Source organism: Cohnella cholangitidis, from assembly GCF_014107495.1.
In the GTDB taxonomy this organism is placed as follows: Bacteria; Bacillota; Bacilli; order Paenibacillales; family Paenibacillaceae; genus Cohnella; species Cohnella cholangitidis.
This window is the reverse complement of the sequence record NZ_CP041969.1, coordinates 4,763,132-4,784,446: the sequence shown is the minus strand read 5'-3', so window position 1 is coordinate 4,784,446 and position 21,315 is coordinate 4,763,132. Positions and strand designations below refer to the sequence as shown.

25 protein-coding genes are annotated in these 21,315 nt (G+C 48.6%); 10 read left to right on the top strand and 15 right to left on the bottom strand.

Annotated elements, in window-relative coordinates; genetic code table 11:
- Positions 1-59: 59 nt before the first annotated feature.
- From FPL14_RS22075 to FPL14_RS22040, 8 genes are all read right to left on the bottom strand, one after another.
- Positions 60-356: a DUF302 domain-containing protein gene (locus FPL14_RS22075; protein ID WP_324617834.1), complete on the bottom strand. Its 297-nt coding sequence runs from the start codon at positions 354-356 to the stop codon at positions 60-62.
- 103 nt (positions 357-459) lie between these two features.
- Positions 460-852, bottom strand: coding sequence for a rhodanese-like domain-containing protein (locus tag FPL14_RS22070; protein WP_182299780.1), 393 nt, complete (start codon positions 850-852; stop codon positions 460-462).
- Between the two features lie 36 nt (positions 853-888).
- A complete protein-coding gene (locus FPL14_RS22065; protein ID WP_182299779.1) occupies positions 889-1,155 on the bottom strand; it encodes a metal-sensitive transcriptional regulator in 267 nt (88 codons plus the stop codon).
- 86 nt (positions 1,156-1,241) lie between these two features.
- Positions 1,242-1,718: a DsrE/DsrF/DrsH-like family protein gene (locus tag FPL14_RS22060; RefSeq protein WP_182299778.1), complete on the bottom strand. Its 477-nt coding sequence runs from the start codon at positions 1,716-1,718 to the stop codon at positions 1,242-1,244.
- Between the two features lie 21 nt (positions 1,719-1,739).
- The gene (locus FPL14_RS22055) at positions 1,740-2,531 is read right to left on the bottom strand and encodes a sulfite exporter TauE/SafE family protein (RefSeq protein WP_182299777.1); all 792 of its coding nucleotides are present in this window, start codon (positions 2,529-2,531) and stop codon (positions 1,740-1,742) included.
- A gap of 41 nt (positions 2,532-2,572) precedes the next feature.
- Positions 2,573-2,800: a sulfurtransferase TusA family protein gene (locus FPL14_RS22050; RefSeq protein ID WP_182299776.1), complete on the bottom strand. Its 228-nt coding sequence runs from the start codon at positions 2,798-2,800 to the stop codon at positions 2,573-2,575.
- Between the two features lie 14 nt (positions 2,801-2,814).
- Complete coding sequence (locus FPL14_RS22045) at positions 2,815-3,936, bottom strand: MBL fold metallo-hydrolase (RefSeq protein WP_182304105.1); 1,122 nt, start codon at positions 3,934-3,936, stop codon at positions 2,815-2,817.
- 100 nt (positions 3,937-4,036) lie between these two features.
- Positions 4,037-4,615: a sulfurtransferase TusA family protein gene (locus FPL14_RS22040; RefSeq protein ID WP_182299775.1), complete on the bottom strand. Its 579-nt coding sequence runs from the start codon at positions 4,613-4,615 to the stop codon at positions 4,037-4,039.
- A gap of 261 nt (positions 4,616-4,876) precedes the next feature.
- Between FPL14_RS22040 and FPL14_RS22035 the strand changes: the two genes are divergently transcribed.
- The 8 genes from FPL14_RS22035 (at position 4,877) to FPL14_RS22000 (ending at position 12,203) form a co-directional block, all read left to right on the top strand.
- Positions 4,877-5,104, top strand: coding sequence for a helix-turn-helix transcriptional regulator (locus tag FPL14_RS22035; RefSeq protein WP_182299774.1), 228 nt, complete (start codon positions 4,877-4,879; stop codon positions 5,102-5,104).
- Between the two features lie 391 nt (positions 5,105-5,495).
- Positions 5,496-6,809: an ABC transporter substrate-binding protein gene (locus tag FPL14_RS22030; RefSeq protein WP_182299773.1), complete on the top strand. Its 1,314-nt coding sequence runs from the start codon at positions 5,496-5,498 to the stop codon at positions 6,807-6,809.
- 3 nt (positions 6,810-6,812) lie between these two features.
- Complete coding sequence (locus FPL14_RS22025) at positions 6,813-7,220, top strand: hypothetical protein (RefSeq protein ID WP_182299772.1); 408 nt, start codon at positions 6,813-6,815, stop codon at positions 7,218-7,220.
- Entirely contained in the window at positions 7,213-7,686 is a 474-nt protein-coding gene (locus tag FPL14_RS22020) for a hypothetical protein (RefSeq protein ID WP_182299771.1), read from the top strand. Before FPL14_RS22025 ends, FPL14_RS22020 begins: the two co-directional genes overlap by 8 nt.
- Positions 7,683-9,458 (top strand): ATP-binding cassette domain-containing protein, encoded by a 1,776-nt coding sequence (locus FPL14_RS22015; RefSeq protein ID WP_182299770.1) that lies wholly within the window; start codon positions 7,683-7,685, stop codon positions 9,456-9,458. The genes FPL14_RS22020 and FPL14_RS22015 overlap by 4 nt, the downstream gene beginning before the upstream one ends.
- A complete protein-coding gene (locus FPL14_RS22010; RefSeq protein WP_182299769.1) occupies positions 9,436-9,879 on the top strand; it encodes a thioredoxin domain-containing protein in 444 nt (147 codons plus the stop codon). The genes FPL14_RS22015 and FPL14_RS22010 overlap by 23 nt, the downstream gene beginning before the upstream one ends.
- Positions 9,872-10,714: a MauE/DoxX family redox-associated membrane protein gene (locus FPL14_RS22005; RefSeq protein ID WP_182299768.1), complete on the top strand. Its 843-nt coding sequence runs from the start codon at positions 9,872-9,874 to the stop codon at positions 10,712-10,714. Before FPL14_RS22010 ends, FPL14_RS22005 begins: the two co-directional genes overlap by 8 nt.
- An 82-nt stretch (positions 10,715-10,796) precedes the next feature.
- Positions 10,797-12,203 (top strand): SpoVR family protein, encoded by a 1,407-nt coding sequence (locus FPL14_RS22000; RefSeq protein WP_182304104.1) that lies wholly within the window; start codon positions 10,797-10,799, stop codon positions 12,201-12,203.
- A gap of 46 nt (positions 12,204-12,249) precedes the next feature.
- Here the strand turns inward: FPL14_RS22000 and FPL14_RS21995 are convergent, their stop codons facing one another.
- The gene (locus FPL14_RS21995) at positions 12,250-14,373 is read right to left on the bottom strand and encodes a methyl-accepting chemotaxis protein (RefSeq protein ID WP_182299767.1); all 2,124 of its coding nucleotides are present in this window, start codon (positions 14,371-14,373) and stop codon (positions 12,250-12,252) included.
- Positions 14,374-14,515: 142 nt separating this feature from the next.
- Between FPL14_RS21995 and FPL14_RS21990 the strand changes: the two genes are divergently transcribed.
- The gene (locus tag FPL14_RS21990) at positions 14,516-15,412 is read left to right on the top strand and encodes an SDR family oxidoreductase (protein WP_407644680.1); all 897 of its coding nucleotides are present in this window, start codon (positions 14,516-14,518) and stop codon (positions 15,410-15,412) included.
- Between the two features lie 65 nt (positions 15,413-15,477).
- Here the strand turns inward: FPL14_RS21990 and FPL14_RS21985 are convergent, their stop codons facing one another.
- The 6 genes from FPL14_RS21985 to FPL14_RS21960 form a co-directional block, all read right to left on the bottom strand.
- Positions 15,478-16,824 carry an MATE family efflux transporter gene (locus FPL14_RS21985; RefSeq protein WP_182299766.1) on the bottom strand — a complete coding sequence of 449 codons (1,347 nt, stop codon included), beginning with the start codon at positions 16,822-16,824 and terminating at the stop codon, positions 15,478-15,480.
- 109 nt (positions 16,825-16,933) lie between these two features.
- Complete coding sequence (locus FPL14_RS21980) at positions 16,934-17,716, bottom strand: class I SAM-dependent methyltransferase (protein ID WP_182299765.1); 783 nt, start codon at positions 17,714-17,716, stop codon at positions 16,934-16,936.
- A 200-nt stretch (positions 17,717-17,916) separates the two neighbouring features.
- Positions 17,917-18,306: a LytTR family transcriptional regulator DNA-binding domain-containing protein gene (locus tag FPL14_RS21975; RefSeq protein WP_182299764.1), complete on the bottom strand. Its 390-nt coding sequence runs from the start codon at positions 18,304-18,306 to the stop codon at positions 17,917-17,919.
- A gap of 40 nt (positions 18,307-18,346) precedes the next feature.
- Positions 18,347-18,475: a cyclic lactone autoinducer peptide gene (locus tag FPL14_RS21970; protein WP_182299763.1), complete on the bottom strand. Its 129-nt coding sequence runs from the start codon at positions 18,473-18,475 to the stop codon at positions 18,347-18,349.
- Positions 18,472-19,002: an accessory gene regulator ArgB-like protein gene (locus FPL14_RS21965; protein ID WP_182299762.1), complete on the bottom strand. Its 531-nt coding sequence runs from the start codon at positions 19,000-19,002 to the stop codon at positions 18,472-18,474. The genes FPL14_RS21970 and FPL14_RS21965 overlap by 4 nt, the downstream gene beginning before the upstream one ends.
- The gene (locus FPL14_RS21960) at positions 18,995-19,654 is read right to left on the bottom strand and encodes a hypothetical protein (RefSeq protein ID WP_182299761.1); all 660 of its coding nucleotides are present in this window, start codon (positions 19,652-19,654) and stop codon (positions 18,995-18,997) included. The genes FPL14_RS21965 and FPL14_RS21960 overlap by 8 nt, the downstream gene beginning before the upstream one ends.
- Positions 19,655-20,575: 921 nt before the next feature.
- On the opposite strand from FPL14_RS21960, the gene FPL14_RS21955 reads away from it, so the two are divergent.
- Positions 20,576-21,223, top strand: coding sequence for a sensor histidine kinase (locus FPL14_RS21955; protein WP_182299760.1), 648 nt, complete (start codon positions 20,576-20,578; stop codon positions 21,221-21,223).
- The last annotated feature ends 92 nt before the right edge of the window (positions 21,224-21,315 follow it).

Genomic DNA, 21,315 nt, shown 5'->3' with positions numbered 1-21,315 from the left:
CTCTCCCAAGCGGCACAAAAACCCCCGTACAATTCATTGTACGGGGCCGTATCCTTAGCTTATTTGCTTCTATTCAATACATCGACAAGCACTTGTTCGACGCTCCGCGCGGTTTCCTGCAAACGTTCGTCCTCCAAAAGCCGCATTAGCGCTTCGGGTCTAGGCAGCCCGATCTTCGTTGTTCCGTTCCGGCTATAGACGACGATCTTGCAGGGAAGGAAATAGCCTGACAGCTCGTTCTCCCCAAGAACCCGGGCAGCTTCGCGCGGATTGCATACTTCGAGTATGCGATAGGGTTCCGTATACGAATCGATTCCCTTTTCCTTAAGCTTCGCCGGAAGATCCAACTGCCACAAGATGCCGAATTGTTGCTCTTTTAAGCTTTCTTCTAATGACGATATCGCTTCCTCGACGCTTTTGTCGTCTCGACCGTATAATGGAAGTCCATGCTGCCCTCCGTTATTTCGTAATTTTGCCCCTCCAGGACGTGATCCCGCCTTGAAGATGGCCTAAGCGTTCCACGCCTTGACCGCGCATGACCGCCGCCGCTTGTTTGCTTCTCATCCCGCTTCGGCAATAAAGAAGCACTTCGCGACCGTTAGCCTTGGCAACCTCGCCGATACGGCTTCGCAGCTGCGACAACGGAATGTTGATCGCCCCGGGAAGATGTCCGCTTCGGTATTCCTCAACCTCCCTGACGTCGATCAGCATCACGTCTGCAGTCGCTTTCAACCGTTCGCCGAATTGCTCGGCGTCGTAATTGGACAAGCCTTTCGATGACGAAAATCCCCTTAGAACAAGCCATACGATAACGACGATGAGCAATAGACCTAGTATCGTCGAGAGTTCCATTAAGAATTCATCCTTTCCGATCAGCAACGACGTCCGCTACCGGCTTTTCACCAGCAGTTCAATCGCTTGTTTGACCACGTTCCTCGTATCTCCGCCCATCTCTTGCTCGGCGATGATGCATTGTTCCAGATTCTCGGCTACGATCGTCGCGATCGCCTTGTCCGCGGCGCTTCTGACCGCGGACAGTTGAGTAATGACGTCCTTGCAATCTTTCCGTTCCTCCATTAGCCGGAGAACTCCGCGCACTTGTCCTTCCAGTCGCTTGAGTCTCTTCTTCAGATCATCGTTGTACTCGTATGCCATTTCGTTCATACCTCCTCGTTTGTTAGGCGCACCATACCCTATTGGGTATATTATAATCCAAAAAAAATGGCCGCGCCATGTCCCGATTAGATGAACAGGTTCACCTTCGCTTTCGTCGCGTCTCCCAGATAAGCCGCTACTCCCGCCAGCTCCATGCCGTCGACGAGTTCTTCCTTCTTCAAGCCGAGCAAATCCATCGTCATCGTGCACGCCACGAGCTTAACTCCTTGCTCCTTCGCCAATTCGATCAATTGAGGAAGCGATAGCGCGTTATGTTTCTTCATGACGTGTTTAATCATTTTGGGACCCATGCCCATCATGTTCATATTGGAAAGACCGAGCTTGTTCGCGCCTCGCGGCATCATCCAACCGAACATTTTCTCCAGCAAGCCTTTTTCAGTCTTAACGACCTCCTCCTTGCGCATCGTATTCAATCCCCAGAAGGTAAAGAAAATCGTAACGTCATGATCGTAGGCCGCCGCGCCGTTGGCAATGATGAATGCGGCTATCGCCTTGTCCAAGTCCCCGCTGAAGAGGACAATCGTCGTTTGTTCTTTTTCCATCTCATCGATTCCTCCTATAAATTATAGTAACAAGTCCGTCCAAATTTTCACGACCGTCGCCGTAATGAGCGCGATCAGAATCCATTGCAGTGCTTTCGTATTGATTTTCTTGCTGATCAGCGCCCCAAGCGGAGCCGCAAGCAGGCTCGCGACAACCATGACGACCGAAGGGACGAGCAGCATATGACCGCCGAGCAGCTTGCCCGCCGTCGAGCCGATCGACGAAATAAACGTGATCGCCAAGGAGGAAGCGATCGCTACCCTTGTCGGGATGCGAAGAATGACCAGCATGACCGGAACGGTTATGAATGCGCCCGCCGCGCCGACGATACCGGATACGATGCCGATCACCCCGGCAAGTAAGAACGCAAGCGTCTTGTTGAACGTTAACTGAGTGAAATCCCCGTTCTCCTCCGCCCGCTTAGGAAAAAACATCATGACGGCCGCGATAAGCGCCAAGATAGCATAGGTGACGTTGATCGCGGAGTCGGCAAGGAATTTCGATCCGTAACCGCCCGCGAAGCTTCCGACGACGATTGCGCTGCCCATCGCCAGAACAAGGGCTTTGTTGATGTAACCGCCTTTACGGAAGGCGAAGACGCCGGCTATCGTCGCGAAGAACACCTGTACCGCGCTGATCGCCGATACTTCTTGCGCGGTGAAGGCAGCGAAGCCCAGCGCCGGCGGGATGTAGAGCAACATCGGATACTTGATGATCGAACCCCCGATGCCCACCATGCCCGAGATCATCGATCCGACGAAACCGATCGCGAAGAGACCCGCGATCAGTCCCAAATCTAAGTTGAAATCCATCGTTACTTGCCCCCCTTCCCATGTTGAAATTACCGTTTGCGTCAACCTTTGCGAATGAGGAAGCGGTGAACTCCGTTCGTTTCTTCATGAGAAATCCATTCGTTCGGGGATTGCTTCACCCAAGCCTGAAAATCGTTCAATGCCCCTCTGTCCGTCGAGAGAAGTTCCAATATTTGTCCTTGCATCATGCCGTCCAAAGCTTTTTTCCCTTTCACGATCGGCATCGGACATGCCATTCCTTTCGTGTCTACGCGTACGTCGATATTCATTTTGTTTATCCTCCTTATTTGTCGTGGATCGCGCACCGGTTCGGCCCGATCTCCATCTCGCGTTGTTCTTCTTCGTTAGGCTGTATCCGGCCCATATTCGTTCCGCGAATTTCTTGATAGGCGTTAGGCTGGGACGGCAGATTCGTCGTTACCGCTTGCCTGAACGTTGCTTCATCTTTCATGTTCAAGCCGGGATTGTTGGCATACAGCTCTCCCAGCTTCGCCGACACTCTTCCATCCTCGCCCAGCTCGCTTAGTTGACCGAAGTGGGCAGGAAGCACCGTCAGCTCTTCGGACAAGCTCCTGTATCTTTCGTATAGCGTCGATCTCAGGTCGCCCGCCCAATCCCCGGCTTTCCCCGCCAGATCGGGCCGCCCGATCGAAGCGACGAATAAAATGTCCCCGCTCAGCAAATATTGATCATCCACGACCAGCGAAGTGCTTCCGATCGTATGCCCCGGGGAGTATACCGGCTGAATCGCGATTTCCGTATTGCCGACCGTGAGAGTCTGACCGTCTTCAAGCGGATTGTAGGAAAAAGTAACTTCGTCGGCGTCCTTCGTCGGCAACCAATATTCCGCGCCCGATTCCTCGGCAAGCTTACGCCCGCCTGAGATGTGATCCGCATGCAGGTGCGTGTCCAGCGTGTGCTTAATGCGAGCGCCCTTCTCTTTGGCGAATTTTTCGAATACGTCGGTCATCCTCAAAGTATCCACGACCGCCGCTTCTCCGTCCGACAGAACCATATACGATAGGCAGCCTTTGCCCAATCGTACGAATTGGTACAGCTCGCCTCCGTCCTTCAGATCGCCGATCTTCACCGGCTCCAGATGTTCGCTCCATGCCTTCATCCCGCCCTCCAAGTAACGGACGTCGCTTCTTCCCGCTTCCGCGAGCTGCTCGGCAACGAACTTCGACGAGCCTTCCTTCGCGCATACGACGAGTACCGGGCTATGATCGGGAAGCAATGGAAGAACGGAATCGACACCCTCGAGCAGTTCGAAATAGGGAACGTTAACGCTCTTTACTTGAGTGCCTTCGATTTTCCAATCCGCATAAGCATCCGTGTTACGTACATCTAGGATAAAAAGCGGCTTATGGTCTATGACCGCCCGGGCGACTTCCTGCGCGCTCATCGGGACGGCTTGAGGGTTCGTATCGGCATTGTCGGCGTTCTTTAATTTCACGTTATCGTTGATCATTTTCGTTAACCTCCCAGATGTGATTGATTGGCGATTATTGTTCCGATTGTTCCGTCGGTCCGCTCCATGCCGTCATGCCGGGCATCACGTTGCTTACCTTATAGCCATTCTCCTTGAGCCGTTGGCATGCCAATCCGCTTCTTCTGCCCGTCCGGCAGATGACATAGAGCTCTTCGCTCCGGTCAAGCTCGTTCATCCGGCTGTCCAGTTCGCCAATCGGAATGGAGATCGCTCCCGGAATATGGCTAAAGGCGAATTCCGCGGGCTCTCTAACATCGAGAATGGCCGCTTTTCCTCCTTGCTCCAGCAAGCTTTTGACCGTTTCATTCGCGATTTCCGGGGAGAAAGGAACTTCATCCTTCATTTCTTCGGGCGAAGCTTTCCGAATAAAATGCTTCAGCACTCCCCCTTCGCGCAACGTTCCTAAATACTGATGCCCGGTGTTTTTGGCCCAGCCTTGAATATCCGCGAGAGAACCTACGTCCGTCGCTTGCATCTCTATGACTTCGCCCGGCAGCAAGCCGTCCATCGCTTTCTTGGTCCGAACGATCGGCATCGGGCAAGCAAGCCCTTTGCAATCCAATACTTGATTAGCCGTGAATGTTTGAGTCATAACGAGGTGATTCCTCCTTGCTTGATTTTATACCCTATGGGGTATGTTTTATTGTAAAAATATATACCCTGTAGGGTATGTAGATCATCATAATCGGTCTCGCCTAAATTGTCAACACGCTCCCGACGATGCTGACATACATTGCTGAAAATTTCCAAAATATTCAGTTTTATCGTTTACTAATTCGATCTTTTAATGATAATATTTTGAGGAAAACGTTTTCAAAATCAGACCTATTTATCGTTCAAGAGGGGGGACTTAGTGGATATTCATTCTTTTTTCGAAAAGAAGATTAGCGGCTACGGGCTTACTAGAAGAGAACGAGAGGTAGCAGTCTATTGGATGTTGGACCACACTTACAAAGAAATTTCAGAATTATTGACCATCAGCGAATTTACGACAAGAACCATCATCCACAATATTCACAACAAAATGGGAGTGAGATCGAAAGCTTCATTGATTATTAAAATCGTTCAGGAAATCATTTAAGTATTCTTTAGGTTACAACAACCAAAAATACAACAATTGTTCTATTTTTCCATTTTATGAGATGTGATACTTTAATAACGAAAGCAAATTGAACGTTAAGGGGGTGAAATGATGGCGGTTTCTTGTGATAGCGGGCATTATATCGCCAGCAGCAGCAGCGGCACGCCTTTTTGCGCAGGACAAAGTTGCACGCAAGGCGGCGGTTCGCAGCGCCAAGTTTACGTCAGTTTAACTTGCGTAAATCCGAGCAATGGAGCGACTTACAATCGATCAGGTTACAATGATATCGGCTGTTGCTAAAGTCGAGGAAGGCAATCCGAGACGTTGGATTGCCTTTCCTCCTTCTATCGAATGCAATCCGACGGCTTAACATTAATAAGGGGGGTCGCTGTTGCGCAACCTTAACAAAATAGGGCTTGCAGTTATGTTCGCTTTACTTCTCTCCTCGTGCCAAGTCGATCGGGACGAACCCGAAAACCTGAAGATCCTTATGAACATGGACGATCAGTATTACAGAATGCTCTATGGCGGAGATATGTTCGAAAGCAAATATCCCGACATAGAGGTTACCTATATCAGAGACGGAGATTATATCAGCCAAGACCAAAACTATGAAGCGAATCTATTAAAGCTGATCGAAAAAGAAAAGCCCGACATCATCATCTCGTTCTTGTATGCCAATTTAATCGAAGCAGGCGTTCTGAAAGATCTATCTCCATATATCAGAAAAGACAATTTCGATTTGGATGCGCTTCATCCGATCGTCATTCGATATTTAAAATCAACTTCCTCCGATAACGAATTGTACGGATTGGCACCGCAATTTTCCAGCTCGGCTCTCTACTATAACCGTTCCTTGTTTCTCGAAAACGGAATCTCGATTCCCTCGGAAGGAATGACCTGGTCCGAAGTATTTGCCCTCGCCCGGCGCATTCCTTTGCAAGATAACAACGGCATCGAATTGTTCGGATACCACAACGGGTACTCCGATCTATTAGCTTATATGAATGCGATCTCAGGCAACTTGAAACAATGGGACACGCGCACAAACCGGATGACAATAAACACGGAGAGTTGGAATAACACGCTTCAACCGTTGATTTCCGCCATACAGTCCGGACATCTTCCCTACATGCCTCCCGGGTCGGACTCCCAAAACCCCAAGTTTGACGGGGAAACTATGTTTATTGAAGGAAAAGCCGCCATGTTCGTTGCCGGTCCCGGTTTGATTCAAAAATTAAGTCAAGCCCCTTTTGAATGGGGAATCCTGAAGCTACCGCTGAATTCGGATCATTCAACGACGGCATCGATCGCGGTTCAACCCATATATGCCATGTATAGACATGCGGAGAACGAAAACACGGCCTGGAAATATATCCGGTTCATGAACAGCGACGAAACCGCCAGAGCTCGTTCGCTTTCCGTATCCGATTTAATGTCCAGAACGGTCTACAGCAAAGAGAGAAACGGGGTTAGCCTCGAGCCCTTCCAACCAACGGATATCCTCCCGCCTACGCCGTTATGGCAAAATATCAAATTGACTCCGCTCTACTATTTTGAACACGTCACGCCCATAGTCAACCAAGAACTGGACGACGTCATTCAAAACAAACAAACGCTGGACGAAGCTCTCCAAGCCATTCAGGAACAGGGACAGGCCAAGTTGAACGAAGGATTGGCCGCAGTCGATAAGGGAGATGATTAGGCCATGGCTTCTTCCGCTTCATCGTTGAAGGCTTCAGTCATCGCAGCTCGTGAAATTCGCTACGATCCCGAGTTGCGAACGCATCATCTGAATCACGTCCTTAATCATCTGACCGTGCCGACTTTTCCTTTTATCGCTTCATGCGATCTTTTGGTCAAATTGACCTTCGATAACCGCGAGTCGGAAACGCAAATCGAGATTCAAGTTAAGGACGACGATCATCGCGTATTGTTCTCCGTTCTCAAAGAGGTACGGAATGTCAGGCAATCCGGGCTTCCTTCCGGATGCGATCTTTCGCTGCGCATTCCGTTCCTCATCGAAAGAGAAAACTTGCTCTCGGTCGAAGTCAAGCGCGCTAACGATACTTTGGCCCAATACGATCTGTTCGTAAGGGGGATATCCAATGAATGAATTGCATGGGCATTTCAAATTTATTAAACGCGCGAAGGACTGGCTTGACCCCGGAGACTATTTACCCGACTTCGCCGGCTTTCATGTTCATAACGGGATCAAGCTCGATCCGAGGCCCCGCTCTTGTCTTTTTCTGTTTTTTATCGATACCGAATGCGAGCCATGCGGCGATAGCTTGAACACGTTGTACAAAATGCTCTCCGAGTATGATCTGCCCGTAACGATTCTCGTCTCGACGCCGGATGCGGACAAATTCGAAGTATTGAAGGATGCGTTCGATGGCATGGCCGACGTGCATCGATACAGCCTGAAGGAAATGAGGGCGCATTTCCGAACGGGGGCGACCCCTTGGGGATACGGTATAAACTCCGTCGGCCAGATCATTACCAGTTCGGTTTGCGGCAACCGGGCCGAATTTCTCCGATTGGTGCAACCGTTTCGAGGCCTGATCGGTGAAGTCGGATGAAGACCGTCTTGCAATGGTTTGTTTATTTGTCCAGAGGATCGCATGGCCTGCTGTCCGCAGCTATTCTAATGATGGTAGCCATACCGCTTTTAAGCTGGTTCCAGTTCAAATGGTCTCAACGTTTTTTCAATCAAATTACAGCCGATCTTCGAGATCAGCTTGCTCTCCTCGTCGGACTGCTGATCGGTTTATTTGCTATTAAAGCGTTGGAAAGCGCTTTAACCCGGTTCAACGGTTACGTTCAAGAGTCTCTCTTGCTAAACCTTAACCGCAGGATCGAAGCCTATCAATTCGAACTGATTCAGCCCTCGGACATTACCCGGATGGAAACGCCCTCCTACCAACAGGACTTAAATTTACTGAATAACAACTTAACGAAACTGGGACAACTTCTTCACTCTTGCCTTACCGTCGTCAAAGAGATCGGCATCATCGTCGTATACGCTTACTTGATTATCGCCCAGAGCTGGTTGGTCTTGGCCGCCGTCGTCGCGTTTTCTTTTCCGAATTTGCTATACGTGTGGAGGCATGCGAGCCGCCTTGATTTATTCTTCGAACGCATTTCCCAAGCGCAAATGGAATCAAGCCGGGTAACCAGCTTTCTCATCATGCCGATGGCCATTAAAGAAATGCTGGTCTTTGCCGCTAAGCCGTTTTTTCTGGCAAAATGGGAGACCGCCTCCGACAAGGTCATCGGACAGCGGCGCCTATTTATGAAAAGCGAATATTTTTGGGGCCTGCTCGTCGATTTGTTCCTACCGATCAAATACGCGGTAACCCAACTGATTCTTATTTCCCTTCTCTACCGAGGAGAAATGGGTTTAGGCGATTACTTGGCAGTGACTGCATCGCTTACGCCTCTGGACAATGCCATCCGATCCTTGATCGTATCGACGGACACCTTTATAAACTTGAGGCTGTTCCGGGAGAAATGGAGCCATTTTCACAATCGGTATTTGTCTCATTCAAAGGCGGATCATTCTCACCGCATAGACACTATTCGGAATATCAGGGCCGAACAGTTGACTTTTCGGTATCCCGAGCGGGACTCACCGGCGTTGCATCATGTTTCCTTACGGTTGAACGGCTCCGGCAGCTTGGCCATTGTCGGCGCAAACGGTTCCGGCAAATCGACGCTAGCCAAAATACTATCGGGTCTCCATCGGGTCGAGGAGAATCGTTTGTTTTATAACGACGTGCCCATTGAGCGAATAGATCGGGAAACCTTGTTGCGTCGCATCTCGATCGTCTCCCAGGACTTCGTCAAATACCCCTTGTCCGTATACGAGAATATTTCGTTGAACAAAAATAACGGAGTAGATCCCAAATACGAAAACATAAAAACCCGTTATACCGAATTGATTCCGTCGAATTTGATCCAATATCCGGACACGGTATTAGGCAATGAATATTTGAACTCGATACAACTATCGGGAGGGCAATGGCAACGCATTGCCATCGCTAGGGGCCTATACAAAGATTGCGACATGCTTCTTCTTGATGAAGCGACGTCCGAACTTGACCCCGTCGCTGAAATGGAACTGATCGCCAAAATTTTGACGGACCGCAAAGATAAAATGACGGTTATCGTCACCCATAATCTTCGCTTGGCTATGCTAACGGATACCGTTATTGTCATGGAGGACGGACGAATAGCCGAACAAGGGCCGCCAACGCGCCTAGCGGAATATTCCTCCCTGTTCAAGCGAATGCAAGACAAACAAATTCCATCGGAGGTGCCGAACGGCCATGGATTTCAAAACGTTATTTAAAAAAGCCCCGAAGCCGCCAGAAACTGTGGAAACTCTGCAGCCAGATCAGCCCTTCCCCTTAAACTGGCGATCTCTCTTGCCTCGCGAAGAAGCGGTGATCGTCGCCGTTATCTCGCTCTATTGTTCCCATTGCATCGAGCTTCTTCCGGAATTGACGTCTATCGTCCATCGGGACCGGATCCCTTTTATTCTCGTCAGCAATGGGACAACACAAGAAAACGAGAACATCGCTGCCTATTTTAAGGCCGAATTTCCGTTTGTAAGCATCGAGGAAGAAGATATTCTTGAGGTATACAAAGTTAACCAAACCCCCTATTTCTATTTGGTCGATGGGAGGGGGCTCATCGTCAAAGGCTTTGCGGCGGATTCGGCCGAAGATGTGGCAACACACTGGAGGCAACGCGAGGTCAATAGTGCTTAATCCGACGAACTGGACGACAGCTTTCGCTTGTGCGGTTAACCTCCTAACCGGTTACTTGTTCATGAAGTCCGCTTCGACTAAATGGCGTAATCCTCTGAACTTTATCCTGTTGCTCTCCCGTTTTAAATGGCCATTGCCGTTCCTCGGCGCCCGACAACTTGCTTACGGGGTTATGTTGACGGAGACGCTATTGGCTGCCGCCTTTTCGTTCAACCTGGGAAACGGGTATCGTCAGCCGTTGGCCGGCATTGTACTCATTTCCTTTACCGTTTTCCTGCTCCGCAACCGAACGGCGTTTCAAACGGGAGGATGTGCCTGCTTCGGAGACCATTCCAATCTGAACCGATTTCCCGTCATACGTAATCTAATGCTGATCATGTTACTCCTCAACCCGATTACATTAGGCGTATCGCTGTCCCCGCTGCAATCAACGCTGCAGGGCTCGCTGTTCGTCGTAGCTGCGGCAGCCGGCTTCGCGATGAATAGGCTGCGAAGGTCTTCGGACCCGTCAAAGCAACCATTACCGACCGAAGCGTTAGAACATCCGATCCTTTATGTATCTTATCGATTAAACGGATTCAAAGAAGCCGATCGACTTCTTTCCGAACCTTCCTCCCGCGTTTTATTCGTTGTATTGGAGGCACCCATATGGATATTTAACTTAAAACAGCTCCGTTGGTCCTCCCACCGCGTTGTGGCTTCCAACGGTTCGTTTCCTGGGAGGGAAGCTTTTTTGCTGCACCGCGATCCAAGAGGAAATATAAAGCGCTTTAGCGAATGGTACGCTTATTTGCAAATGGATATCGGAGTAACGGAAAAAGGCCAAGTTCAATAAGTCCCATACACACTCCCGCCGGTTCCCACATATACATAAGGTGGTGAAATCTTTGTTTAGGACTGGGGGCTTGGCTCGCATGATGCGCGAAGAGGAACAACAGGAGTTGGAAAGCGCTATAACGGAAATTACGGCGATCGCGGAGCGGTTCGGACTTGATTTCTATCCGATGCGGTACGAAATTTGCCCGTCGGATATCATCTACACTTTCGGCGCGTACGGGATGCCGACCCGCTTCAGCCACTGGAGCTTCGGCAAGACGTTTAACCGAATGAAGATGCAGTACGACCTCGGCTTAAGTAAAATTTACGAGCTCGTCATTAACTCGAATCCCTGCTACGCGTTCCTGCTCGACGGCAACTCGTTGGTCCAGAACAAGCTGATCGTCGCCCACGTGCTCGCCCACTGCGATTTTTTCAAGAACAACGCTCGCTTCTCCAGGTCTAACCGCAATATGGTCGAGAGCATGTCCGCCGCTGCCGAAAGGATCAGTCAATACGAGATCGAACATGGGACGATTCAAGTCGAGCGTTTCCTCGATGCGGTCATGGCCATTCAGGAGCATGTAGACCCCGTTATTCACAAGCCCTACGGGTTGGATCGGAAGCATTATATGGAATCGCAACAGAAACGAGACAAGAGCAAGGACCGCGGATTATCCCGCGCTTCTTCCCCTTACGAGGATTTGTGGGACTTGGAGAGTTTCGAGAAGACCGGAGCGGATAAGGACCGACCCGAAGAATCGTCCGATTCGCGCAAGTTCCCGGTTAACCCGGAGAAGGACATCGTCTGGTTCATTCAGGAGTTTTCCCCGCAATTGGAGGATTGGCAACGCGACATCATGAGCATTCTGCGGGAAGAGATGCTCTATTTCTGGCCGCAGATCGAGACGAAAATCATGAACGAAGGCTGGGCGTCCTATTGGCACCAGAAAATCATGCGCGAGCTTCCGCTCACGAGCGAGGAAACGATCGAATATGCCAAATTGAACTCCGCCGTCGTTCAACCGTCGCGCCACTCCTTGAACCCTTACTATTTAGGACTCAAGATATTCGAGGACATCGAGAAGAGATTCGGACAGGAGAAAATATTCGAAGTTCGCGAGCTCGATTCCGATCCGTCATTCCTTCGCAATTACTTAACGAAAGAATTAACGGAAGAGTTGGATTTGTACATTTTCGAGAAAAAAGGCCAAGAGTGGAAAATCACCGACAAAACGTGGGAAACGATTCGCGACCAGCTCGTCTATTCGCGGGTAAACGGCGGATTCCCTTATTTGGAAGTAACGGACGCGGACTATCAACGGAACGGGGAACTGTACGTGACCCATAGCTACGAAGGAACCGAACTTGACCTGAAATACGTCGAACGCACTCTCCCTTACTTGGTTCAACTATGGGGCAAACCGGTACACCTGGAGAGCGTGACGGACGACAAAAAAATCGTTTTTACTTGCGACGGGAAAAAGACGACTCGCAAAAGCACGTGAGTAACGCGAAGGGCAGCCCTGATCAACTTAGGCTGCCCTTCGGCAATTAAATTTTGAAACGCGACAGCTTCTCCATTAATTCTTGAACCATATGGCTGAGTGCCGCCGAGGAAGAAGAGATCTCCTCCATCGAAGCAAGCTGTTCTTCGGAAGCCGCGGCCACGTTTTGCGAATTATCGGAAGCTTCCTCTGCCAGTCGCGCCAACTCCCCGATAGAAGCGCTAACCTGCTCCGAGCTCGCATTCATTTGCTCCGACGTTGCGGACACCTCTTGAATCTGCTCCCCGACCCTCAGCATCTCATCGGCGACGGCCCGGAACAACGCCGAACATTCCACAACATGCTGTTCTCCCGATCTGACTTCAGCCGTACCTAGCTTCATCATTTTCGTGGCGTTGGCCGTTTCATCCTGAACGACTTGAATAAGTCCGGTAATTTGTTCGGTCGCTTTGAAGGTCTGATCCGCGAGTTTGCGAATTTCCGCGGCCACGACGACGAATCCGCGTCCGTGCTCTCCGGCCCTGGCCGCTTCGATAGCCGCGTTCAACGCCAACAAGTTGGTCTGATAGCTAATGCGGGAAATCAGATCGACGATGCCTCCGATTTCTTTGGAACGTTCGCCCAATTGATCCATCACCCGTTCGGCTTCGGTCACCGTATTCCTAACCCGTTCCATCTGTTCCCCTGCTTCGCGTAATCGCGAGTTGCCAAGCTCGGTTTGCGACTGTACTTCTTGCGCGGAAGCGGACACCGCGGAAGTCGAATCGGCGATTCTCTGTATGCCGGCCGACATCTCGGACATGGCGGTCGCCGTTTCATTCACGTAACGATTTTGCGTGGTCGAGCCCGAAGCTACCTGCTCGATGGAGCGCGCAATCGTCTCCGACGCTTGGCTTGTTTGTTCGGCGCTAGCCGTCAATTGCTCGGAAGTTGCTCCTACCGACATAGAGAGATCATGAACGAGATGGAACATGCCGCGCAGTTCTCCGGTCATGTGATTATAATCTTTGGCGAGCTCGCCGAATTCGTCCTTGCTTCGGACTTCGACTTTTTGAGTCAAATCTCCTTCCGCCATGCTTTTCATGCTGCGAACAAGCACAAGCAAATGGCGAATGATCAATCGCCTGATGGCAAACGCAAGCACGAGCCCCAGTACGATCAGCGCTCCGAGGCTTATGATTTGCGTAACCGTTCTGCCTTTATTATACGATTCCATGATTTTGTCCTTGGGAATAACGGTTTCGGCGTACATGACGTCGTCGCTTCCGTCTAGGCGTATAGGCATAAACATTCTGAGCACCGTATCTCCGTTTTCGTCATTCGTATAGCCCTGCGTCGTTTCTCCGGCGATGACGCTCGCGAATAACTTCGCTTTATCCTCTTGCTCTCCGTAAGGTTTCGAGATTAAGTCTGGATGAGCGGCATTCGCTACGTAATTGCCATGGCCGGACACAATAGTGACATACCCGCCAAGCGGAGTATATTTAGTCGCGTCTTCCTGCAAGGAGTCTAGTGCGAAATCGACCCCCACCATGCCCAAGAAATGCTCTTCATTGTCAATAATAGGAACGATTAATGACGTTAATTGAACCGCTTTACCTTCTATCTCGTACGAATAAGGCTCCATTAACGTCACTTTCTTGTTTTTCTTTGGCAACAGATAGAAATCTCCATCCCCGGGAGTTTCGTAATTTTTAAGCGGTTCTACGACGATCTTCTCTCCGCTTCTTACCACGTATGGAATTAACCTGCCTGTTTTGTCGTCATAAGGGGTCTTATTAACGTAATCCGCATCTTTCCCGTCGAACGCGTTCGGCTCCCACAAAGTATAAGTTCCGACAATTTGGGGATTAGCCTCCAGCATTTGTTGCAACAGCGCAACGACTTCCTCGCGGGAGAAGGATCCCGATTCCTTGGCATTCCGTAAGACCAGGGAAAGCATTTCGAGCTCATGCTGAAATCCGACGAGCGTTTTCCTGAACGACAAACCATAATCCTGTCCTGCGCTTTTCGCTTCGAATTCCCCTTTACCCACGCTCTCGCTTTTGAGGTTATTGAGATTGAGCTGCACCATGACGGCGAATACGCCGCCCAAAAACACGACGAGCACGGCAATGAATTTGAACGTTAGATTTAGTTTGATTTTTCTGTTCAGAAATACAACCCCCATTCGACTGGATGAGATTTATATCGACAAATAACGAGTTATATTGAAATTTTTGCTTAAAATAAATCGATTTGGTTTAACCTACTTCTATCGCTGCCGTCGATCGGTTTCCGTTAGCGACCCTTAAGCAAAGGAGAGATTCATGATGATGTCTAACTCGCAAAATACGCCGTCAAGCAGCTCCCCCCAAAGGCCAAGCTCGTTCCCGCCGCAGCACCAGAACCATCAACCCGGCATCCAGCAATACATGAACCCGCTTCCCGAAGCGGAGTCTCCCGTCTATCGCCCGGCGGGCAAATTGATGGGCAAAGTCGCCATCGTCAGCGGAGGAGACAGCGGGATCGGCCGTTCGGTATCCATCGTCTACGCCAAGGAAGGAGCCGACGTAGCCGTCATTTACTTGAACGAGGACGTGGATGCCGCGGAAACCCAAAACCAGATCGAAGCCGAAGGACGCCGTTGTCTCCTCATCAAAGGGGATATCGGCGATCAAGCCTTCTGCAAACAAGCGGTCGAGCAAACGGTCGCTAACTTAGGACGTCTGGACATCGTCGTCAACAATGCCGCCGAGCAGCATCCGCAAGACAAGCTGGAGCAGATTACGCCGCAGCAGTTGGAAAGAACGTTCCGCACGAACGTGTTCGGCATGTTCTTCTTATCGCAGGCCGCGATTCCCCATCTTCCTTCCGGCTCCGTTATTATTAATACGACATCGGTAACCGCATATCGGGGAAGCCCGACATTGCTCGATTACTCGGCCACGAAGGGAGCCCAGGTCGCCTTCACCCGTTCGCTGGCTCTGAACGTCATCGGACAAGGCATCCGCGTGAACGCCGTTGCGCCCGGACCGATCTGGACGCCGCTCATCCCGTCCACCTTCGACGCGCAGCAGGTCGCCAAATTCGGAGCCGATACCCCGATGAAACGCGCCGGTCAGCCCGATGAACTGGCACCCGCTTACGTGTACTTGGCGAGCGAGGATTCGTCCTATATGGCTGGACAAGTGCTTCACGTGAACGGCGGAGAAGTCGTGAACGGGTAGGATGAATGAACGGAACAGGCCTCCTCCGGTTAGGAGAAGGCCTGTTGTGTTTTTGTTCTTATGAGTTACGCATGCGCTTCCTTCAATTTAACGGAACTAAAATCCGTTCGGTAGTAACGAATCATTACAGCCAATCCTAAAGCGACTAAGAACGAGTACAACGCAAGCCATGCCCCGATGCTTCCCCAATCGAAAACTATAACGAACAAATAAGTGAGCGGGATAAACATGAATATACTGAGCACGAACGAAGCCCGCATCAAGAAAGTCGTATCGCCGATCCCACGCAAACCGCCGGCGTAGAAGTTATAGAATCCGTCGAATATTTGCAAATACGCGGATACTTGGATCAGATAAGCCGCCAATTCATATACGCCGGGATCGTCGCTGTACAATCGAGCTATCGGAACCGCCCAGATTATTTCGACCGTCCCTAGCAGGATCAGAAAGATAGAACCGAGTATCGCCGTGCTCGTACCCGCCTTTTTCGCCAAATCCGGCCTTCTCTGCCCGATCTCCTGCCCGACCAAGATCGTCGCCGTCGAACCGAACGCGAACGCGGGCATGAACCCGAACGACATAATGCTAAGCGCTACCTCGTTCGCTGCCGCGGCCAAGTCCCCTAAAGTCAGCACGAATATCGTGAAAATGTACATCGAGATACTCATCGAGAACTCTTGCAAACCTAGTTTCCCGCTTTCAAGAGAGATAAGCTTGAGTTCCTTCCAATCCGGTTTCTGAAGTTTCCGAGTCTGATAACGCTTATGCATCGGTCCCCAGAAGACGATCAGGCAGACCAGCAGCTGCACCGCTTCCCCGATCAGCAAAGCGTATCCGGCGCCGATGACTCCCAGATCCGGCAATCCCCAATGCCCATAGGTTAAAGCGTAGGTAAGTCCTACCATAAGAACGTTCGCCACGATCGATACGATCATCGAAGTACGGGTATCGCCCACGCCTCGGAAGAATCCATGAAACACGAAACTAATGATGCCGAATGACATCGCGTAGAAGCGTAACTCCAAGTAGTCTCCGCCCGTCGCGATCAGATCGGCCGAACCGCCCGTCAGCTTCAGGACCGCGCCGCTCGCGAGCCAGCCCGCCAATGCAATTACAAGCCCAACCGCAACGCTTACGATCAGCGCTAAGTAGGTTCTCTGCATTCCTTTGCGCATTTCGTTGGCTCCGAAATTTTGCGCTACGAGATAGTTAATCGAATGGCCGATCCCCGAAAAGATGGCAAATACGTTATACATGATAATGTTGGACACGCCAACGACCGCAATGACCACGAAGCCGAGATCGCCGACGACGATCAAGTTGATCGTTCCGGTTAACGTTTGGGTCGCGAACGCGAATAAAGATGGGAGCGCCAGCATGAGAATGCCATACCAGCCTTTGAGAAGTTTCATGATGCAATACCGTCCCCGCTAATAGTGATTTCCCCATTCTCCCCGAGTTGCCTCTATTAGTCAATGAACGAAACGGTGTTATTTTTATCCCATTGTGCTATATTACGATTTATTTTTTGATAGCGATCACTCGTAGGCGCCGATAATCGGCCGTCCAGACGCCTCGATCGTACAGCTCGGTTTGTTTCATACTGTCCGCCGCTTCCCTTATCCATTGCCCGGCTTCCGATTCGCCAGCCTGAGGGAACATCGCCGTTCCGAACATCTGCAGCCAACCTTTCATTCCTTCTTCTCCATCGTCTAACCGTGTAGGGCGGTCGAAGAGATTCGCGCTTCTTACTTCCATTCCGTGTTTCTCAAGCAAGGCAGCATACTGTCCCACCGTAGGAAAATACCAGGGATTCACGAATTCTTCTTCCCGCCCATGCCGTTGCAGCGTTTCTCTCACGGCTTCGACAATCGTCGCCACATTGCCAAACCCGCCGAACTCCGCAACCAATCTCCCCCCGGGAACAAGCCCTGATATCATGCTGCCAATAGCGGCTTCCGGATCCTTCATCCAATGCAAAGCCGCATTGCTGAATACCGCATCGTACGACTGTTCCGATCTCCAGCTCATCCCGTTCGCGCATTGAAAGGTAAGTTCGGGGTATTTAATCCGTGCCCTTTCGACCATTTCCGGGGAAATATCCACTCCGGTAACTTCCGCGCCCCGCGCTGCGATCTTCGCCGCCAGATCCCCTGTTCCGCAGCCGAAGTCGACTATCCTCTCGCCATGACTAGGATTTAACCATTGCAAAATGTCTTCTCCGTATTGGGACACGTAACTCATTGACTGATCGTACACATCCGCTTCCCAATGCACTTTTTGTTCGTTCGCGTTCTTACTCATACCTACACATCCCCTTGTCGGTTAACTTGATAATTATGTTATAGCACACGGCTTTTAATAGTTAAAATATATAAAAACTATTTTTATTATATGAAATACCTATAATTGAGGGAGATTGTTCTTGCTTCGTCGCATGGGAACAATAAAATAAAAAAACCAAACCTAGGCGGTTTGGCTCCTGCTTCCTTATGGCTGCGAGTTCACTTCTTCCAGAACAACGACGGCTTCGGAAAAACCTTGTACTTGGCTTGCTCTTCTTTCGCCAGATGCTGCACTTTACTTACATTCGCTTCCGAGACGGTAGCAAATTTGCTGTCTTTACTCCAGGGATGCTCAAAGTAAACCTTACGAGCTTTCGGATCAAAAGCCTTAACGTGATTAAGATTAACCAGATTCGTCCGGTCCAAACGTTCGAAACCTAAATCCTTAAACAGAATTAAAAGTTCATCAAGCGTAGTGGGATAGAAATACATGCTGTCCTTCGTATAGAACTCCGGACCATCCGCCGTCGGTTTAATCGCAATCAAATCTTCAATATTCACGGTGCACGGATTCCCATCACGGTCCAACAAGCGGATCTGATCAGACATGGTTTCATCCCCTTATACAAATTGATTCCTTCTACTTTCCTTAAGCAGGTTTTTTTAATTCACTAGGTACCTCTGGACGATATACCGCCCACCAACAAGCCGTACTTACAAAAATGACCGCTGCCATTGCCAACAGCTTAGAAATGATTACGACTCCTTTTCTTTTCATGGATTGTTCACCTCCTTCTTAAAAGTAATCAAAGTAATCGATTGTACGAAAAAAGCCAATATAATAATAGGATTGTCTAATAGGAAACCAGCGCCGACCAAAAGCGCGGAAATGACTTTGAAAATCGGAAAAAATTTCTCCGAAACTCTTATATGCTCTCTAATGTTCGAAGGAGCAAATAGTAATACTAGGATTAAGCTAATCGAATTAATAATGATTACAGATGTTCCTTGCATAGGAATGAAAGGGATTAATACAAATACAAAAGATGAAAAAAGAAGGCAGGATAGCGGTGTTTTGAAATGGTATCCACCCGACACGAATCGCAAAATCATAAAGCTAAACGCGGCAAGCAAGGTTTCCAATAATTGTCCCAAACACAATCCGACAATCAGAGCGGTCGCGAAAGTCAACGTATTATGGATGATTCCAAAAAGAGCAAACTTCATTACCTCGACGCTTGCAGTCTCCTCTGGGTTTGCTTCCTTGATTTTAACAGCCAGCTTAGTTGCGATTGCGTCAATCAACGACTTCATCTCTCCTTAAAGAAAAGTAGAACAGAATGACTAATGCTACCAATAATACGGATGCTATTAATAAGTAAGGGGGCGTCTCGCTTTCCAATATTACAATGTTTGAGAATACCGAAATAAACAGCCCAATAAAAATGAATGCGATAAAACCTTTGTTTTTCCCGGTAAACGATTTCTTTGAAAACCTACTTCGCGCTTCGATAAAGCTAAAGCCGCCTTTAAAATAATAATTCAAAAAGCTCAAAAGAAGCATCAAGATACAAGATGAAACTTGCAATAAGTATGCCGTATTAGTAGCGGCTTCCAACTCTCTCTCAATCACTCCGACATGAGAAAAAACCGCGATGATACACGTTTGTACCAATCCATATACTATGTAGCCCGTGAATACCATGATGATGGAATTTATAACGCTAACTTTCATAACCATTTGAATATAAATCAAAAAAATGACAATTTGTATGATTGGAGATATAGTACTTAAGTCAGCATTAATAAAGGAATAAGAAACAAACGAGAGCAATAAGGAAATTAAAACAATCTTAGTCGCATTCTCTTTAAGAGAGAATCTAAATTGAACTAAAATAAAAACAAAAGAAGAAAAGTATTCAAGTGAGGAAAAGAAAATAAACTTAAACAAATCCATCGTAGATGTACTCCTCTATCCCAAAAGACCTAATAACTATTCTACTACTATTCTATCATATTCCATAGAATTCGTATCAAAATTTATGATTCCTCGCATTAAATTGGTAAATTTTGTAACATCATATATCATTCAAATAAAGTAATTAAATTATTTTCTTCAATTAATGGTATAAAAGAAGTATATCATGCAGAAATAATTGGGAGAGGTACTCTAGACATGCAAGAATTCATCACTTTCTTAAAACTGGATGTCTTAGTCGCTCAACCTCAGACATTTACATACTTGTTATTTTGTTTTTCATTTTTGGATCCTCAGCCGCCTAAATTGTTGAGACGCCTAGTCCTTTTTACTCTGATACATTCTATTTACACCGATGCGCTAATCCTAGTATTACCGCTGCCATTACATCTAGTTAACTCAATCTTGGCAGGAACTATACTTATGTTAATATTGTTCAGGGATCTACGATTGAAAAAAAGATTATACCTGTTACTTTTCTGGTTTTTGTTTGGCATTTGCATGGATACCACATCTGGAATAACTCTTATCTATATTATCGGCGTTTCATCTCATGAGGATTTGATTAGAGATGATCTGATGCTAATGATTAAAGTTATGTACCCCCAATTACTAATTGTTTTATTTGTTTCTTGGTTTATTCGCAAAAGGAATTTCTTCTCCGGTAAACGTTTTTTCTCTATTGTCCTAGAAGGCGACCGACGCACCTTAACTACAGTCATTGCGCTTATTGTAATCCAGTTTTTTTTACTTGGAGTACTCATACTCATTCAAATTACGCCAGATAAGTATAACCAACTATTCAACTTGTCGTTGATTTATTTGACCATTTTTTTCAGTTTCCTAGCCCTAGTCTCTATCATCCGTCTGCTTGTCCGCACTAGAGAACATGCCGCTCGCATGACGCAGGAAGTGTACGTGGAAGAGATCAACGACATGTTTACTTCGATTCGCGGGCAGCGTCACGACTTTCTTAACCATGTCCAGGTTATCCACACGATGGTCCAAATGGGCAAAACCGATCAATTAAGGGCATACGTGGCTGACTTGGTCAAAGAAACCCGCGACGTCAGCGATATCGTCCATCACTCTTCGCCGGCATTGGCTGCGTTTATCCAAGCGAAAGTGACCGTTGCGATCGGCAAAGGAATCACTTTTACCTACGAGATGCCGGACGATTGGAATACGGACGAAACGACCATTAGGGTGATAGATATCATTAAAATCATGGGTAATCTCGTCGACAACGCGTTTGACGAAACCAGCCTGCTCCCGCAGAACGAGCGTCAAGTACATGCCTCTATCCTTATCATGAAAGATAATACGATCAAGCTTCAAGTCTCCAATAGCGGCCGCATGCTAAACGCTCAAGATAAAGAACGTATCTTTCTTCCCGGCTATACGACTAAAGGAGAAGGTCATTCCGGCCTTGGACTGGCCATCGTACAGGAACGGGTCAAACACTATCGCGGCGAACTCGATGTACATTCCGACGAGAATAGCAGCACCACCGAAATCCGCATAACTCTCCCTAAACACACTGCATAATATCGCCTCTATTACCATATTGTTTGCCTTTACTAACAATCTACCTCTCCCGGAAAATAAGATGAACTAGATTCATGACTGGGAGAGTGACG

Bases quoted from the DNA above. Each gene is read 5' to 3' on its own strand.
- FPL14_RS21990 (WP_407644680.1), top strand. From the start codon at position 14,516: ATGATGTCTAACTCGCAAAATACGCCGTCAAGCAGCTCCCCCCAAAGG.
- FPL14_RS21960 (WP_182299761.1), bottom strand. From the start codon at position 19,654: ATGGATTTGTTTAAGTTTATTTTCTTTTCCTCACTTGAATACTTTTCT.
- FPL14_RS21985 (WP_182299766.1), bottom strand. From the start codon at position 16,824: ATGAAACTTCTCAAAGGCTGGTATGGCATTCTCATGCTGGCGCTCCCA.
- FPL14_RS21980 (WP_182299765.1), bottom strand. From the start codon at position 17,716: ATGAGTAAGAACGCGAACGAACAAAAAGTGCATTGGGAAGCGGATGTG.
- FPL14_RS22040 (WP_182299775.1), bottom strand. From the start codon at position 4,615: ATGACTCAAACATTCACGGCTAATCAAGTATTGGATTGCAAAGGGCTT.
- FPL14_RS22070 (WP_182299780.1), bottom strand. From the start codon at position 852: ATGGAACTCTCGACGATACTAGGTCTATTGCTCATCGTCGTTATCGTA.
- FPL14_RS22060 (WP_182299778.1), bottom strand. From the start codon at position 1,718: ATGGAAAAAGAACAAACGACGATTGTCCTCTTCAGCGGGGACTTGGAC.
- FPL14_RS22045 (WP_182304105.1), bottom strand. From the start codon at position 3,936: ATGAGCGCGCAGGAAGTCGCCCGGGCGGTCATAGACCATAAGCCGCTT.
- FPL14_RS22025 (WP_182299772.1), top strand. From the start codon at position 6,813: ATGGCTTCTTCCGCTTCATCGTTGAAGGCTTCAGTCATCGCAGCTCGT.
- FPL14_RS21995 (WP_182299767.1), bottom strand. From the start codon at position 14,373: ATGGGGGTTGTATTTCTGAACAGAAAAATCAAACTAAATCTAACGTTC.
- FPL14_RS22055 (WP_182299777.1), bottom strand. From the start codon at position 2,531: ATGGATTTCAACTTAGATTTGGGACTGATCGCGGGTCTCTTCGCGATC.
- FPL14_RS21970 (WP_182299763.1), bottom strand. From the start codon at position 18,475: ATGAAAAGAAAAGGAGTCGTAATCATTTCTAAGCTGTTGGCAATGGCA.
- FPL14_RS22010 (WP_182299769.1), top strand. From the start codon at position 9,436: ATGGATTTCAAAACGTTATTTAAAAAAGCCCCGAAGCCGCCAGAAACT.
- FPL14_RS21955 (WP_182299760.1), top strand. From the start codon at position 20,576: ATGACGCAGGAAGTGTACGTGGAAGAGATCAACGACATGTTTACTTCG.
- FPL14_RS22000 (WP_182304104.1), top strand. From the start codon at position 10,797: ATGCGCGAAGAGGAACAACAGGAGTTGGAAAGCGCTATAACGGAAATT.
- FPL14_RS21975 (WP_182299764.1), bottom strand. From the start codon at position 18,306: ATGTCTGATCAGATCCGCTTGTTGGACCGTGATGGGAATCCGTGCACC.
- FPL14_RS22020 (WP_182299771.1), top strand. From the start codon at position 7,213: ATGAATGAATTGCATGGGCATTTCAAATTTATTAAACGCGCGAAGGAC.
- FPL14_RS22015 (WP_182299770.1), top strand. From the start codon at position 7,683: ATGAAGACCGTCTTGCAATGGTTTGTTTATTTGTCCAGAGGATCGCAT.
- FPL14_RS22065 (WP_182299779.1), bottom strand. From the start codon at position 1,155: ATGGCATACGAGTACAACGATGATCTGAAGAAGAGACTCAAGCGACTG.
- FPL14_RS22050 (WP_182299776.1), bottom strand. From the start codon at position 2,800: ATGAATATCGACGTACGCGTAGACACGAAAGGAATGGCATGTCCGATG.